Source organism: Enterobacter genomosp. S (assembly GCF_001631805.1).
Lineage (GTDB): Bacteria > Pseudomonadota > Gammaproteobacteria > Enterobacterales > Enterobacteriaceae > Enterobacter > Enterobacter quasihormaechei.
This window is the reverse complement of sequence record NZ_LVVA01000024.1, coordinates 138,180-153,965: the sequence shown is the minus strand read 5'-3', so window position 1 is coordinate 153,965 and position 15,786 is coordinate 138,180. Positions and strand designations below refer to the sequence as shown.

12 protein-coding genes are annotated in these 15,786 nt (G+C 52.7%); all 12 read right to left on the bottom strand.

The genetic code is table 11. The features are described from left to right. Positions 1-187 precede the first annotated feature (187 nt). The gene (locus A3466_RS21835; RefSeq protein WP_063452323.1) at positions 188-865 is read right to left on the bottom strand and encodes a DUF2931 family protein; all 678 of its coding nucleotides are present in this window, start codon (positions 863-865) and stop codon (positions 188-190) included. A 17-nt stretch (positions 866-882) separates the two neighbouring features. Further along, positions 883-2,565 (bottom strand): T6SS phospholipase effector Tle1-like catalytic domain-containing protein, encoded by a 1,683-nt coding sequence (locus tag A3466_RS21830; protein ID WP_063452322.1) that lies wholly within the window; start codon positions 2,563-2,565, stop codon positions 883-885. After that, on the bottom strand, positions 2,562-5,087 hold the full coding sequence (locus tag A3466_RS21825) for a type VI secretion system Vgr family protein (protein ID WP_063452321.1): 2,526 nt from the start codon (positions 5,085-5,087) through the stop codon (positions 2,562-2,564). Before A3466_RS21825 ends, A3466_RS21830 begins: the two co-directional genes overlap by 4 nt. Positions 5,088-5,105: 18 nt before the next feature. Continuing rightward, positions 5,106-5,630, bottom strand: coding sequence for a putative T6SS immunity periplasmic lipoprotein (locus A3466_RS22715; RefSeq protein ID WP_074161120.1), 525 nt, complete (start codon positions 5,628-5,630; stop codon positions 5,106-5,108). After that, positions 5,624-6,184 carry a hypothetical protein gene (locus A3466_RS21820; protein ID WP_063452320.1) on the bottom strand — a complete coding sequence of 187 codons (561 nt, stop codon included), beginning with the start codon at positions 6,182-6,184 and terminating at the stop codon, positions 5,624-5,626. Before A3466_RS21820 ends, A3466_RS22715 begins: the two co-directional genes overlap by 7 nt. Next, positions 6,184-8,820, bottom strand: a complete 2,637-nt coding sequence (gene tssH, locus A3466_RS21815; protein ID WP_063452319.1) for a type VI secretion system ATPase TssH — start codon at positions 8,818-8,820, stop codon at positions 6,184-6,186. The genes A3466_RS21820 and tssH overlap by 1 nt, the downstream gene beginning before the upstream one ends. 172 nt (positions 8,821-8,992) lie before the next feature. Then, positions 8,993-9,484, bottom strand: coding sequence for a type VI secretion system effector Hcp (gene hcp / locus A3466_RS21810; RefSeq protein ID WP_022651331.1), 492 nt, complete (start codon positions 9,482-9,484; stop codon positions 8,993-8,995). A gap of 5 nt (positions 9,485-9,489) precedes the next feature. Next, positions 9,490-11,208 carry an OmpA family protein gene (locus A3466_RS21805; protein ID WP_063452318.1) on the bottom strand — a complete coding sequence of 573 codons (1,719 nt, stop codon included), beginning with the start codon at positions 11,206-11,208 and terminating at the stop codon, positions 9,490-9,492. 3 nt (positions 11,209-11,211) lie between these two features. Next, entirely contained in the window at positions 11,212-11,865 is a 654-nt protein-coding gene (gene tssL / locus A3466_RS21800) for a type VI secretion system protein TssL, short form (RefSeq protein WP_063452317.1), read from the bottom strand. After that, positions 11,862-13,202 (bottom strand): type VI secretion system baseplate subunit TssK, encoded by a 1,341-nt coding sequence (gene tssK / locus A3466_RS21795; protein ID WP_063452316.1) that lies wholly within the window; start codon positions 13,200-13,202, stop codon positions 11,862-11,864. The genes tssL and tssK overlap by 4 nt, the downstream gene beginning before the upstream one ends. 13 nt (positions 13,203-13,215) lie before the next feature. Beyond that, complete coding sequence (gene tssC / locus A3466_RS21790) at positions 13,216-14,751, bottom strand: type VI secretion system contractile sheath large subunit (protein ID WP_063452328.1); 1,536 nt, start codon at positions 14,749-14,751, stop codon at positions 13,216-13,218. 40 nt (positions 14,752-14,791) lie between these two features. Further along, positions 14,792-15,283 carry a type VI secretion system contractile sheath small subunit gene (gene tssB / locus A3466_RS21785; RefSeq protein WP_063452315.1) on the bottom strand — a complete coding sequence of 164 codons (492 nt, stop codon included), beginning with the start codon at positions 15,281-15,283 and terminating at the stop codon, positions 14,792-14,794. Between the last annotated feature and the right edge of the window lie 503 nt (positions 15,284-15,786).

Here is a 15,786-nt window from a genome sequence, read left to right as displayed (position 1 = left end):
AACAGAAATTTCCATTCGTCGTAGGGCAGTTTTTTATAACCCCACTCAGTCTTATCCGGTGCAGCAGACGAAGAGTGTCCTGCGGTACACCCCGTCACTGACATCATCAGCAGTGTTGTAAAAATGATTTTAACCCTGGTCATATTGCCATCCTGTAGCGTTAATATGCTGTCCCTGCGGCTGGGTTTCACCAGTTGCCGTAGGGGTAAGTTTTACCTTTAATAAACTCAGGTGTATCACCATAGTAAACATATCCATCAGGATGTTTTGTCACCCCCCTGCACATGCTCATCTGCTCACCTGATACCGTGGTAATTTTGGCATCTGTCTGAGGCACTACCGGATTACCGCGGTCTCCCAGCCAGACGCTAACCTTACCCTCAGGAGCCAGACCAATAATCATGGTTGAACGATAGTAGGTTTCGTCCCTGCGACTATCTGTATAAGGTGTCATCATCTGCTCCCAGGTTCCTTTCTTGAACAATATCAAGGTTTCGTAACTCTTTTTATCAATAATCGAGTCCCAGCAGAACCGCAGCATCAGGGGCAGTGCTTTACCTTTATTGTAATAAGCCTCTACTCCCCCTAACCGATCATTCCAGTGCCCTACGCTGACATCGCTTGATTCGGTAACATCAACGTACTGGTAGGAGGTCTTGTAGCCGGCCCCGTCCACCATCAGAGCCCGGGTAGCCAGGGCGGGCAGCGCTTTGGGATAAATGAACAGAAATTTCCATTCGTCGTAAGGCAGTTTTTTATAACTCCACTCTGTCTTATCCGGGGCAGCAGACGAAGAGTGTCCTGCGGTACACCCCGTCAGTGATATTATCAGCAGTGTTGTAAAAATGATTTTAACCTTACCCATATTGCCATCCTGTCGCGTTAATAATTAGCCTCCAAAGCGTCGTCGTTTTTTGATGCGTTATCATTTCGTCGCTGCTGATCGTCCATATACCATACGGAGCGTACCCAGTGGTCATTAGGTTTATGCGCAAAGACAAACGCCTTGTCCTCTTTGGGACCAAAACGATGAATGAATATCTCTCCCGTTTTTGGGTCCACCCATACATTGCGATCGGACTCGATATTCCAATGGGCTGAGCAGTGGGTATATTTCCCTATCAGAAACCGCTCTTCCTCAGTAAAAACCTGAGGTTCCTGGCCCAAACGCACCGCTTTTCCCTGTGCGATGGCTTTATCAGCCAAGAGAGTTAATTCGGAAGGTAGTTGTAATTCTATATTTGTTTGGCGAATTGGTTCAAACAATACTCCTGCCTCCTGAGCAGCATCGAGCATTACGCGCAAACAGACATTGGCCCAGTCATTGGGAACCGCCATTCGCTCAAAAAATACTGCTGCTCCCACCTGTTTTTGTATTATGCCGGCCCGACGTTGATTATTATCTATCACTCCTACGGAGCGGGTTTTAGTAGTGATTTTTCCATGAGGCAAAATGTGTTTTAAGGCAGGCAGCGATATTAACATCTCTCTGGCTTTCTCCGCATTACGGTATACTCGCGTATCGATTTCTCTGGTATCGTCGCTGACAATTTCAAATTCGGGGCAACACAGAAAAAGATTTTCATTTTCCTGCAAAGGTGACCCTACCGGATTGTATCCTCCACCAATATCTGAATGCGCTCCCGGCAGCGCAAGTTCAGGCCACATGCCCTGAATGCTATTCAGGCTAAAGTTATACCGGTATTCATTCATAGCGGTAATATGAAACACTCTCTTCGCAACCGAAGGACGCAATTCCAGATTCACCCCCGGATTGCTACGTCCATTAATGTCAAAGAAATTGCTGATTCCGCCGATGGCTGCCACAGTATCGAATATCCCCAGAAAGCGAACTTCACCGGAAGGTTTGCCGTCGTAATAATCCCCACTTAGACCTTTTGCAATCGCACTGGCTATGGCTGGGTCCTGTTCCATAACCCGATTGGCAAAATGCCGCGCCGCCGCCGCCCCGCGGCTAAAGCCAAAAACATCAAACTGAATCTTTGCGATACAAAAGTCAGGATTTTTATTGAATGCCATAAACTCTGAAAGTGCACGAGTGATGCCTTCCATTGCCTCATCAGTTTTAGTTACCACACCTTCATACATATCCAGTATGCTGATGCCCAGCCCCTTACCAAAGATCGAATCTGATTTGCCCACCTCAGTACCGATCCCCGAAACGTAAGTTTTTATTTGGGCTTCAGTTTGGTTTTCTGCTAACAACTGGTTCGGTTTATATAGTAAATTCAACCAGTAAATGTTGGAGTAATACCCTCTATAGCTACCATTAGCGAGGCTGTCTTCGTTAATGGCTTTAAGAAAGTCCTCGCAGCTTTGTGCGTCTTTCTGATTAACCCCCTGACTGGGAGCACTGCATTCATTAAATCGTGCCAGGCGTGATGCAGTATTCTCTCTATTATTCCCCGTGCCGTCGAAAAATATCCCAATAGTTAAGGTCACGCCCCGTACTGGCTTTTTCTTTGCAACAATCGTTTTCCACTCATTACGAATACTGGTTTCATGGGTGGCGTCTGTTACGTCATAACCCTGATATTTTGTCATTCTGCCTCTCCGTTAGCTTTGACCTTACCGAACTCAGCTTTCAGCGATGAAGGAGTTGCCGTATTGATCGGCGCTGTTTTGCCTTTTTCATCAGTGATTCCCTGTAAAATATCTCCCTCTGCCGTGGTTATGCGATAAGGCGTTGAGGGTTGCGGAGTACCTTTTTCATCGGTAAGAATAAAACCGCCTCCAAACCCCATCGGCATTTCTACCGGCGCTATTTTCAGATTAGCTGGGCCCATTTTTTGCGCAGTCGTACATTTCAGCAGAATATTTCCCGGACAACCCAGTTCGATATTTCCATTGCTTAGTTTGATATAGGCTCCGCCACACGCAAGAACCAGCTCTTGATGAGCAGAAACAGTTACTTTCCCCTCCGTACTTTGAATATCAAGATCCTTTTGTGCGCTCATCGATAAAACATCACTCTGCGCCTGAATATTTACCTGACCTTTTGCGGCCAGTAATTGCATGCCCTGGTTATTTGCCAATAGACTGACAGCACTTCCTGCTGCAACGGTGAAGGACTGGCCAGCGCTGATATCTGTATTGTTTCCCGACATGATCCCCACACTCTCACTTCCCGAAGCTATCCGAAGTGCCCTGGCACTGACCATGCCAACACCCTCTGGAGCATGCAGGAGCATTCCTGGTGCTGTAAGATCCCTTAAAGAGGCATTCAATCGTTGCTGACTACCTACATCACCTTGAATCGCCTTTGCAGAGGCTGCTGCCTTGGACATACTGCGAGCCAACGTTAAAGCCTGCTCTAGTTGTCGAATAGCGACTTCCATTTCAAGGACTTTCTCTTGCGCCTGAGGCTGCATGTCCGCACTGATAAAAACCCCTTTCCCGCCCCGAATACTTATCCAGTCATCCGTCCGCAATTCTGCCCCTTCTCCACGCCGTCCCCGGGATGCGTTGACGATGTGCCCAAGATTCAGCTGCGTCTTGCCCCCATATTCGGTACTGAGCTTGATATGCTCCTCACCGCGCCTGTCTTCCATCCGCAACTTGTTGTTGGTCGGGGTGCGGATCACATTACGGGTGCTGTTTTTCTCCGTCACATGATCGACATGCCGCGAGTCATGCAGTGCATGGGCGATATAGGGCCGATCCGGGTCACCCTCATGGAAGGCAATCGCCACCTCGGTTCCCTGGATCAGCGGGAAATGAAAACCATACACATCGCCACCGTAGGGTTTTGCAAGACGCACCGGCATACTTTCCTGCCCTTGCGATTTGCAGTCCCGGTCAGCGTCAAATTTCACCCTGTACAGGCCGGACGCATCCTGCCAGGCGTAAATATCGTTAGCTTTTGCACTGGTGACGCGCGCCGTCATCGTCCCTGTCACCTTCGGGCGCGGAATCAGGGGCGGCCGCCAGCAGAGAATTTCACTGTAGGGTACACCGGTTAAGTCCGCATGCAATGCTGATTTCCGGCTGCCGGTGAAGATCAGGCGGGTGAGCAGAACCGGCTCCTGTAATGGCGACGGTAATGTCGGCGGAAGACTGTCAGTAATGGTCAGTACCTGCGCCGGGGATAGGGTGGCATCAGTACTTTTGCCGGTAATAATTGTCTGCCGGGCCAAAAAACGCTCGTGATCGAGGCGTGCCCAGAAATTGGCCGTTTCCGGTGCCGGATCGGTATTATCACCCCGTTCGGGATGGCGGGGCAGGTAATGATATACCTCGCCATAGTTAATATAATCGCCCTCTCCCCGGGTCATGTCTGCCGGTGCAGACTGAAGCAGGTTCTGGGCTTCGCGGTGGTTGTAGTCTTTTGTGGTGACGTTCCCCTCCACCACGTTGTTCGCCACGTTCAGCCCCCATACGGAATCAGATCCGCTGTCACTCATGCCTGAGGGGCTGTTAACGGCCAGTTTTTTATCAAATATCAGCGCGGCCTGCGAGTCACCGAAGTGGACTATTTCCGTCTGCGTATCCGGTTGCAGGCTGAAGAAGTAAAAAATACCCAATTCGGCCAGCAGACGCTGAATAAACGCCAGATCGCTTTCCTGATACTGGTTAATCTGCTCACGCTTCGGGTAAGTTTGTTTGAGCCTGAATTCATACTCCCAACCTTTCAGGCCGTGTTCGGTCAGGACCTGTTCAACCACCTCAGGCACCGATTTATTAACGAAAAAGCGATGTGTGCGGAACTGTTTATCCAGCAGGGAAAGGAACGGTTTTACCGTGATTAAGTACTGCGTCTGGTCAGCAGAACCGGAAATGCGTCTGAAATCAGTGATAACACCATGCACTTTTTTCTGTTCAGTCAGGCTCTCAAGCAACCCAACCCCCATCGTCAGGGTTGCCGATTTACGCAAAAATGCAGTGGCGTCAAGCTGCCTGTTGGTGCTGGTAAAGATAATGTCATAGCAGTATATCCGGCTCATCCCTTCCATACCGCTAAACTCTTCAACATCCAGTGCCCATGGGCAAGATGGAATATCAAGGCGGTAACGGTTCAGGGTTCCCGACGTCGCAAGAGGGTTATGCAGGGAGTCAGTAAAACTCATAATGTTCAGTCCATGAAATTATTTATGGGAATCAGAGGAATATGGATTTTCACAGGTTCCGGTGTTACGGCTCTGAACAGACGTAATATCTGTTTTTTTCATCTCGCTATAGGGCCGCACTATCTCCATATCCGTAAGAGGAATATTGAAAATACACCCACCGGTAATTTCCACCCCAGATACCATTCTTCGTGGCGTGTCTTTATGGCGCTTCGAATGCAGAACATAGGTGATAATGAACTGCCCTTTATCCGGGAAATGATAAAAAGACGGAGGAAGACATAGCAGCCCTTTTTCTACCTTGAGAACGTGGCGAAAAAAAATTTCTTCCTCGCGGGGCAGTGTTCCTCGAGGATTAATACCAATGTTGACCGGTTGATAATCTTCTGCGTCCGGTACGGCAAAACAGATATTTTCGCCTCTGGTGCTAACTGTCGCTTCTTCGTCGAATTGCCACCGGTCTCCGGGGCATCCCGTCAGCACAGTGAGACAGCACGACAAAAGGAAGGCTGAATAATAACGTTGCCGGATAATGTTCACCATGGAAACCCCCGTAACGTATTTTCATACAGTTTCTCAATAACCGACTCGCTGATATTACCGTCGAGCGTAATGACATCGTGATCCCGAAGCCCACACCATTTCATGTATCCCTCGGTGTGCAGAATAAAATGGTCGGCGATAATCTGTGCCTGCTGTTCCATGGGATAGTCACTTAACAGACTTCCATCGAGGACATAACGGTAACTCACTGCCCAGCTAACCAGACCCCGTCCGATGACGTTCATGCCTTTTTCACGCTGCCAGACATGTGCCATTTCATGAATAAACATATGCTTATAGAAAGGAACACTGATCGAATAATCTTCCCGGTAATGCTCACGGAAATACATTTCCCCGTTTGGGGCCATGGCCGTATTTTTATTCTGGAGGCCAAACGGCAGATAACTGTCATGGTGGATCCAAACCTTATGGTAAGGGATCGTCGATTTGTAGACCGACTTCGCCAGCACAATCTCTCCTGGAGTCAGTAACCGCAGCGAACCTTCCTGATCTTCTTTTTGATCAGTTTTCTTTTTTTCATCATGGATAGTCATCACTCACCTTCCTGAGGCAACTCAATCACAATGCCGTTCTCCTCATTCCATTCCAGAGTTAGACGCTGCGGCTTCTGTCCTGCCGCCATATGCCTCAGCAGCTGCTGGCTCAGTACCGGCAGAATCTGCTGATTCAGCAGACTGTCGATATTACGCGCACCGGTATCTGGCAACAGGCAGGCGTCGGTCAGCGCGTCATATAGGGATTCAGCGATGGTGGTCGTCATACCGTAGTGACGCGCCAGGCGCTGGCTCATCTGGCTCAGCTTCATGCCAACAATCGTCCGAATTGCAGCCTGAGCCAGCGGACGGTAAATCACCGTCTGGAAGCGCGCCAGCAGCGCGGGCTGGAAGTGTTCGCGCAGGACAGGACGCAGCAGTTCGTGCAGTTCCGGCTCTGTCGCTTCCGGCTGTTCATCAAGCATCTGCATGATGAGATCGCTGCCGAGGTTCGAGGTCATCAGTATCACCGTGTTGCGGAAGTCAATTTCACGCCCCTCTCCGTCGCGCATGAATCCCCGGTCAAAGACCTGGTAGAACAGGTTCATCACGTCCCGGTGCGCCTTTTCCACTTCATCCAGCAGCACCACGCTGTACGGGCGCTTGCGGACGGCTTCGGTCAGAATGCCGCCCTGACCGTAACCAACGTAGCCCGGAGGTGAGCCCTTGAGCTGAGAGACGGTGTGCGGCTCCTGGTATTCCGAGAGGTTGATGGTGATAAGGGATTTCTGGCCGCCGAACAACTCGTCCGCCAGTGCCAGCGCCGTTTCCGTCTTGCCGGTGCCGCTCGGTCCCACAAGCAGGAACACGCCCTGCGGGCCATTCTCTGGTGCAAGGCCGGTTTTACTTGCTCTCAGGCGCTGCGCGATGGCGTTCAGCGCCGCGTCCTGGCCAATCACCCGCCCGCCGAGGTTTTGCTCCAGGCTCAGCAGTTCCGTCTGCTCATCCTTCATTAATGACGAGAGCGGTATGCCGGTCCAGTCGGCGATAACGGTTGCGACGGTACGGGCGTCCACGTCCAGCCCCAGCAGCGGCGTATTTTTCTGTACGGCAGTAAGCTGCATCTGTAGGTCTGCAATCTCCCCCTGACGGGAGATATCAGTGCGGCAGGCGAGCAGTTCTTCCGTCAGCTTCAGCTCCTGACCGTACTGGTTTTCCCGTTCGTCGAGCTGCAAAATGATGCGGACTTCTTCCTGTTCGATGACGGCCAGACGTTCGCGGTGGGCGGTATTGCCCACCGCGATATCCTCCAGTAGCGCCTGTTTCTCCATGGCAAGTGCCGTAAGTTGCGCCTTCATGCGGGTCAGCGGCTCCGGCACCGTATCCAGGCTCATGCGGATACGGGCAGAAGCGGTATCCAGCAGATCAACCGCCTTGTCCGGGAGCTGGCGTCCGGTCAGATAACGCCTGGACAACGTGACGGCGGCTTTTACCGCTTCATCGGTAATATGCACGCCGTGGTGCTCTGCGTAGCGTGACTTGAGTCCGCGCAGCATCAGGCAGGCGGTGTCGTCGTCCGGTTCATCCACTTTCACCATCTGGAAACGACGCTCCAGCGCGGCGTCGCGCTCGAAATACTGTTTGTACTCGCTCCATGTGGTGGCGGCGATGGTTCTGAGTTCACCGCGGGCGAGAGCCGGTTTCAGCAGGTTTGCCGCATCGGCGCCGCCCGCCTGGTTGCCCGCGCCGATAATGGTGTGCGCCTCGTCAATAAACAGCAGTACCGGTGATGGCGACTGTTGCACCGCTTCGATGATGTTTTTCAGGCGCTGCTCGAATTCCCCCTTCACGCCCGCTCCTGCCTGTAGCAGACCGAGATCGAGGGTGCGCACCGAGACCGGCTTCAGCGCGTCCGGCACATTGCCCTCCGCAATTCGCAGTGCCAGTCCTTCCACGAGCGCGGTCTTACCGACCCCCGGCTCGCCGACCAGAATCGGATTATTTTTACGGCGTCGGGAAAGAATATCCACCATCTGGCGGATTTCATTGTCACGGCCAAAGACCGGGTCGATCTTCCCTTCACGGGCGCGGGCGGTAACATCGAGGGTGAACTTGTCCAGCGCATTCTGCAAGGCCGGGTTCAGCTCTCCTTTTATATCGGCATTTACCGGACGGCCAACAAACTCCACCTCACCGCCCTGCTTAAGCTCCGCTTCCTGCTGCACCTCCGGGCGTTCATCCGACTGCGCATCCAGAAGTCCCCGCAGGCGTTCAAGCTGGCTCTGCCCCAGCGTCAGCAGCGGCCACAGGCCGTCGCAGCGCACCAGTTTTGGTTTTTCCACCAGGGCCATCAGGAGGTGAATGCTGCGGATGTGCTCTTCCCCCGCCAGCGAAGCGTGCAGCCAGGCCCCCTGCATCAGAGCCTGAACGCTGTCCGACAGCTGCGGGCGGCTGCGTACCGAACGTGGCAGATTGTCCAGAAAACCCAGCAGATCCTGCCATATCGCATCCATATCCCATTCGTAGCGTCGCGCCAGCACGGTCAGGTCGCCCTCGCCCTGTTCCAGCAGCTTCAGCATCCAGTGCTCAGGCAAAATTTCCGCGTGTGCGCGGGTCTGGCACAGGGACGCGGCCCCTTCCAGCGCGCGGGCACAGTAAGGGTTAAGACGGCGTAACAGGATGGCTGGATTTTCCATGAGACTCTCTCTTTAACAGTTCCGGACACGCTACCGCCCGTCGCTGTTCCCTGTTATTCAGGAACCCAAAGCGCATCAGGTCAGGCAGGCAAATTGTGTAGTTTTTTGCTGAACGTCCGTCAGTGCAGGCGCTCAGCAAAAAAAGCAGACGGCAAACCGTCTGCTCGGGCACTTACGCAGTGGCGCGTTCGTTCCAGGAATCGGAATGAATGATGTTGCCGTCTTTGTAGGTCCAGGTGATTTTTTCGTAGCGCAGCTCAATCTGCTCAAGGTGGTTATGCTTCTCGAAAGCAGGATCCTTGATGTCATGCATCTTCGGATTCACTTTCACCAGCTTCACGTTCTCAAGCTTCGTGTTGAAGTACTCCACTTCCTGACCCGCGTCGTTGATTCTGTACCATTTGAACTCGGCAGATTTCAGGGTCTGGCCAGTGGTCACCGCCTTGTACAGGTACGGGCTGGAGGAGTCGATTTCCTTGGTGAACAGGAATGGCGTGTGGATACGCGTGCCGGTCAGCTTGCCGGTGTTGTTATCGGTCGGGATGTACAGGTTATGCTCCTGGGCCACCACTTCGATGCTGCCTTCACGGTCTTTCACATCCACGGAACCTTTGATGTCCGCGCCGCCGTCGTCCTTCAGCCACAGATAGACTGGAATTGCCATGTTAATTACTCCGTTAGATTGTTATCAGCGCCATCATCCTGCAATGACGCATGGGTATTGCCCGGGGCCTGGCAGGCATTCGCCTCCGGCACCAGACTGATTTCGACACGGCGGTTCAGCGTCCGGCCTTCTGCCGTGTCGTTGGTGGCGACAGGTCGGCTTTCACCGTAGCCCTGCACCGCAAAACAGCTCTCCGGCACGTCGCCGGTGTCACGCATCCAGTCGCGCACGGATTCCGCACGCTTCAGGGACAGTATCTGGTTGGATTTGTCATCTCCGGTGCTGTCGGTATGGCCAGCGACCACAATCAGCCAGCCGGGCTTCGCCTTAATCCCCACCAGCGAGTTCACCAGCAGCTTTGTCGAAGCGGGTTTGAGCGCCCACTTGCCGGTGTCGAACAGGGACATACTGTCGAGACGAATAGTCTGCGGCCCCTGTACGATTTTCTTAATGACCGGACGAGGTGCCGGCGGTGGCGTCCAGCTATTAATGGCGGCTTCTACCGGCGGGATCAGACGCATGCCCTGGTACAGACCAAGCCCGTAACGCAGTGGCTGGCCCCGGCGCAGCCAGTCATCCAGAAGGCGGCTATCAGCCCGCAAACGCTGCTGCGCCTGCTGCTTCGGTTCAGGTGGTGTGCCGCTGAGGCGGTGGTATACGGCAAGGTGGTCACTAACGCTGCGCACCAGCCGCTGGTTGTTGATAAAAGAAGCCAGCAGCGCCAGCGCAAGGAAGAGGAAACAGATACCAGCAGCCAGTCGTATCTCCTGCATCTGCCGGCTCACACCCTGGCTGCGAGGCAGGTAGGGAAGAAGGATGTCCGGAAGGGAAGCCGTCATTGCAACTGGCGCGCAGGCCGGGGTAAGCGAAGTGATCTCCGCTATCTGCTGCTGCCAAATATTGTCTGGCACGGCCGTGACCGCCGCCAGGCTGATGCCGCTGGCACAGAATTTAAGTGACGGAAGTTCACCCTGTCTGGTATTGAACGGCCGAATTATCTGGCGCTCAGTCAGAGCAAGTACACTATCCAGCCAGAGCACATGATTGAGGCGTAAGGCATTACTTCCTTCTTCACGCTGCCAGTCATCAACTGAAAGCGGAACATGGTTGCGTTGCCGCACCTGAATACCCGGAAGGTCCGGCGTAAGAGTAAACCAGCAGTGCTCTTCCAGACATTCACTGGACGGTGGCGATACCCAAACTACATTCCACACAGGCGGCAAACCATTCAGCCATGTGCGACATTGTGCGATGCTTCGCCGCCATCCGCGCAACGACTGTGCCAGCAACTCATCTGAATGATGCTGTTCCGGCATCACCGCCAGCAGCACTGAAACCTGTGGCAGGAGTGCCGGGCGTGCGTTAGCCAGATGCTGCGCCAGCAACGGCAGTTGCTCAGCAGTTTCAGCCCTAATGTACCATCCATGACGCGTTTCCCGATGCGCCACTCCATCAGAAAAAAGGGATTCGGTATCACCGCAGACCAGTACCACCGCGCCCTGAAACTCTTCAGGCGGAAGTCTGCTTTCTTCAAGCTGTGTACCGACTTCTCTGCTGCGCTGAAACCGCCTCCATTGTCTCCACAGCACTACACTGCAAATCAATAAAATGCACAGGGAGAGTGCAAAGCGGCTTCCACCTGGAAGGGGCCAGTACCCTAACACCAGCCACAGCGCCAGAACAGCAGTAAGCACAGCCAGAACCGCTCGGGGAAATTCGCGCATTTCTTATCCCCGTCCAGCTATTTGCGATACCATCTGCGCCAGAACAGTGGAGAAGGTAAACCACAGTGCCGCCAGGATCACAATGCCGGTAGCCCAGCCAAGCCAGTACATCCGACGTCCGCTGCGCAGACCGGGTACCCTGACCACCACGGGTGCATCTTGTGTCAATGTAAATGGTGGTACCCGCTCACTGAGCGCACGGACTACATCTTCGCGGCGTTCATCATCCTGATCACGGTAAAGTCCGACGAAGCCTAGTTGCAGAGTACGGTACAAACAGGTCAATACCGCCACATTCGGCGCTGGTTCGTGCAAGATGGAGCGAATACGTTCCCATAACTCCTCTCCAGCATTGAGGGTACTAAAAAATCGTGCCTGGAGTGGGTCTTTGCGCCATTTGCGGTAGCCATCATCCTGTTTATCGCGGTTAAGCACGCTTTCATCCAGCAAAGCGCAATAGGCATACAGCATATGGTCACAGCTTATTTCGCTGAAACCTGCCTGGGTTAGCGATTCACGGGCTTCGTTTACCCACCGGCAGGCGCGGCGGTAGAGAGCCTCGCCATCCTGAATCTCATGGCCGCTACGTAACTGGCTGACCATCAGCCAGCCCGGATAAAACGTTTTATTTATCAGGTCAGTATCTGAGGTATTCATGAGCGCAGCACCGCAAACAGTTCAAGTTTCACGTCACCTAATGATTCAGGCGTATAGAAGGTGCAGTTTCCCGCTTCCAGCATCGCCCGGGCAGCATCAGTGGAAAGGTCAAGCGCAAAATACTGGTTCTCAAGACGCAGCGGTATTGCCGCAGGGACGTGACTCAGCGGTTTAATTACCATTCCGCTAAGCGCAATATTTACCACCTCAGACACCTCATCGTGACTGCCCGCTTTACAGAGCAGTGGGAAACGAGTCTGTAATTCATGATTTGGCATGGAAGAACGCACGGAGAGATAGAAGTCAGCCCCTTCACGTAAGCGCGCGTCATGAATCTTACCGCGCCAGATTTCTCTGTCTTCGCCCTGCTCAAGCGCAATAGCGATAACTCTCGACGGCAGGCTGGCCTCAAGCAGCTGATCCAAAAGGGTAAATAGCGGTGGAAATACCAACTCTGGCGCATCATGTCGGTAAGCGGGTATATCGTCGACGTTATGATCAAGGGAAAACGTCAAAAGGCTACCGGCTAGCCTGGCCAGCTCGCGATACAGTAGTTCTGGATGGCGTGTCGGTGCCTGGTGCAACTCAGTGAGTACAGGTTCGGCACTGTTGAGGGCATGGAGCAACCAGAACAGGGAAACATCCGCAACGGCAAAGTCTGCCATTCTTTCATTGCTTTCACGCCGCATCGACATCAGCCGCTTACGCCGGGCTGAGAGACGGTGCAAAAGATCCCTGAGTTCACCGAGCAGTACGGGACTTGCGTCCAGTGACATCAACGGTGGGATAAAGCTGTCATCACGGACCCATTGTGCCTGAGTGTTACGAATCAGCCTCGCCACCGGACAGGTCAGGTAAGCAGCGTTTTCCTGCGTTGACAGCCGAAGTGTCAGTGAATGACGCAGTACAGCCAGATCGCTACGTTCATGACCCGCAAGCTCTTGCACAGTCACGCGTTCGGATCGCCAGCGACGAGGACGGGCGCTGTCGCGCCCGTCATCCAGATTACCGCCGTTTGCGCTTAGCAATGGAAGGCACAGCAGCACCTCCAGACTTTCCTGAACCTCAGAGGAGACATCACACACCGGCGGCAAATTATCCGCCAAATCCGTGTCTACCAACGTCCCGTCTGCAAAACGTATGTTCAGCCGGGTGGCATTTAGTCGGGAAAGAGAGAGTGCGCTGTCGTCAAACTCAGCGCATAACACTCCCCAGGGGTGCGCCAGCGCCATCCTTGCAACGGTATCAGCTACGTGCGCATCCCAGCGGGCCTGCTGCTGGAACTGCTGAGGGGCAAGAAAAGCCCCGTCACTCCATAACGGACGATAAATTTTCATCCCTGCTACCGCCTTACGCTTTCGCTTTCGGCATCTGGCTTACCAGAGACAGGTTCACGTCCATCCCTTCCACCTGGAAATGCGGAACCGCATACAGCTTCACGCGGAAGAAGCCCGGGTTGTCTTCGATATCTTCCACCACAACCTTCGCGTCACGCAGCGGATGAGAAGCCTGCAATTCATCGCCCGGATCGGTCATTTCAGTCACCAGGCTACGCACCCAGGTATTCAGCTCCAGCTCCAGCAGACGGCGGTCCTTGGTGGTGCCAATGTTCTCGCGCTGGATGAGCTTCAGGTAATGCGCAATACGCGACAGCAGGAAGATATACGGCAGACGGGCATTGATGCGGCTGTTGGCCGTCGCATCTGCGGTGTCGTACAGCGCCGGTTTCTGAGCGGAGTTGGCCGAGAAGAAGCAGGCGTAATCGCGGTTTTTGTAGTACGACAGTGGGATAAAGCCGAGACTGGCGAACTCAAATTCGCGGGTCTCCGGGATCATCACTTCGGACGGTATCTTCACCTGGTTACCGGTACCGAGGTCGTACAGATGGATCGGCAGATCTTTCACCGCTCCGCCCGCCTGCGGGCCGCGGATCTGCACGCACCAGCCGTTATTGATGAAGCTCTTCACCATATTAGAGGCAAAGGAGAACGACGCGCTGGTCCACAGGTATTTCTCGTGATCCGGGCCTTTCACCTGCTCAACGTAGTTGAAGCTGCGAACAGGCACGGTATCAGGGCCATACGGCAGACGCCCCAGCACGCGCGGCATCACCAGGCCAATATAGCGGGCGTCGTCAGTATCGCGGAAGGATTTCCACTTAATGTATTCAGCGCGGTCGAAGTAGTTGCCGATATCCTTAATCGCAGCGACCTCTTCCATAGAATCTTTCAGGAAGAATTTCGGGCCGACAGAGCCAATAAACGGCATGTGTGCGGCAGCAGACACTTTAGAGATGTTGCGCAGCAGCGCCACATCCTGCGGGCTGGCGTCAAACTCATAGGATGAAATGACTGAACCAATCGGCTCGCCGCCCGGGGTGTCGTATTCGGCGGTATAGGTGTGCCAGTAGAGGCCGCTCTGGATCAGTTCCGGTGCATCCTCAAAATCCTGACGCAGGTCGTCCTTGGAGACGTCCAGAATCTCGGTCTTCACATTCTGGCGGTAGTCGGTACTGTCTACCAGCTGCTTCAGGCCGCGCCACAGGGATTCCACTTTCTGGAACTCCTGATGATGCATTACGGCATCCAGCTGACGGCTAATCTGAAAATCCAGCTCGGCGATATGGTGGTCAATCAGCGTCTTGTCGAGCTTATCCACGGGCTGACCGGATTTGCGGATGCAGTCCATAAATACCTGCATCGCCGCCGTCAGGCGTTCACCCGCCGGAGCGTCAGAAAGTGCGGCATCATCCAGAAAAGCATTGATATCACCCAGGCTGGAGGCCGGGGTCAGGTTGATTTTTTCAAACAGGGAGGCGTAAACGCCCTCTTTTTCCAGTACGGTGGTCTGCCCCTGCGCGGAGGCGGTTTCAGTATTCACAGACATCAGCATATTCCCGGTTAATCCATTACATTACACATGCCGCTTATTTCGGGGCCAGTGCACTCATTTCGTCGCGTAATTCCTGAGACAGCGCCGGGTCTTTAAGAATTTTCTCGAGTTCTTTTCTGAAAGTAGCGTTATCAAGAAGATTGGATTTGAGATCGCGTAATAAATTACGCATAGCCAGCATGGCACGGAGCTGAGGGATCTGGCGGGCCACCTGTTCAGGTTCGAAATCCTTAATATCGGAGAAGTTAAGTTTTATACTTTCTTCAGAACCATCCCCTGCCATTGTGTTAGGAACCGTCAGATTAACTCCCGGATTAAATTCCGAAAGTACACTGTTGAAGTTATTTTTATTGACGTTAATTTTCTCCCTTTCGGATAATGGACGATTCTCTTTTCCATTACTGAAATCACCGACGGTAAGGAGTTTAAGCGGCAGTTCAACTTTCTTCTGCGCACCTCCTGTATGCAGCGCCAGCTTTAAATTTATGCGTGCCTTGGGCACCTCATTCTGGAACGAATCAGCCATAGCGGTCCCTTTCTCTAAAAGAAATAATGTTAAGTGAGTGACGGTTCTTTACAAAACCATATTAGAATAAATATCCATTTAAAATCAACTAAACAGATCAAAGATCTACACTTAGACTTTTCTTAAGAATTTTCTACTAATAATTAGTATTTATAAATATCAGATATACGTGGCACGTAGAAAGCATTAACCATTTATTCACAATAAACCAGCAGGAATGCCTGCCTTGAAAGAGAACATTGAATTTATTGCCCTCTGTCGCTGAATAATTGATTTTTATCAATGCGAATCTAAACAACAGACGCAGAAACGTAACCTAATATCATCTTATTCAATAAACTTCCTGAATATGGAAAAGTCCTATATCGGACAAAACAGGTTTAAGCAGCAAGAATTATGCTGTTAACAGATGGTGAATAAATGTTTACGCGCTTTTAGATAAACCGGAAGAGTAATGTCGCTGGTGGCATTCATCAAAAGAATGAATGCCATTTTTTATGGAA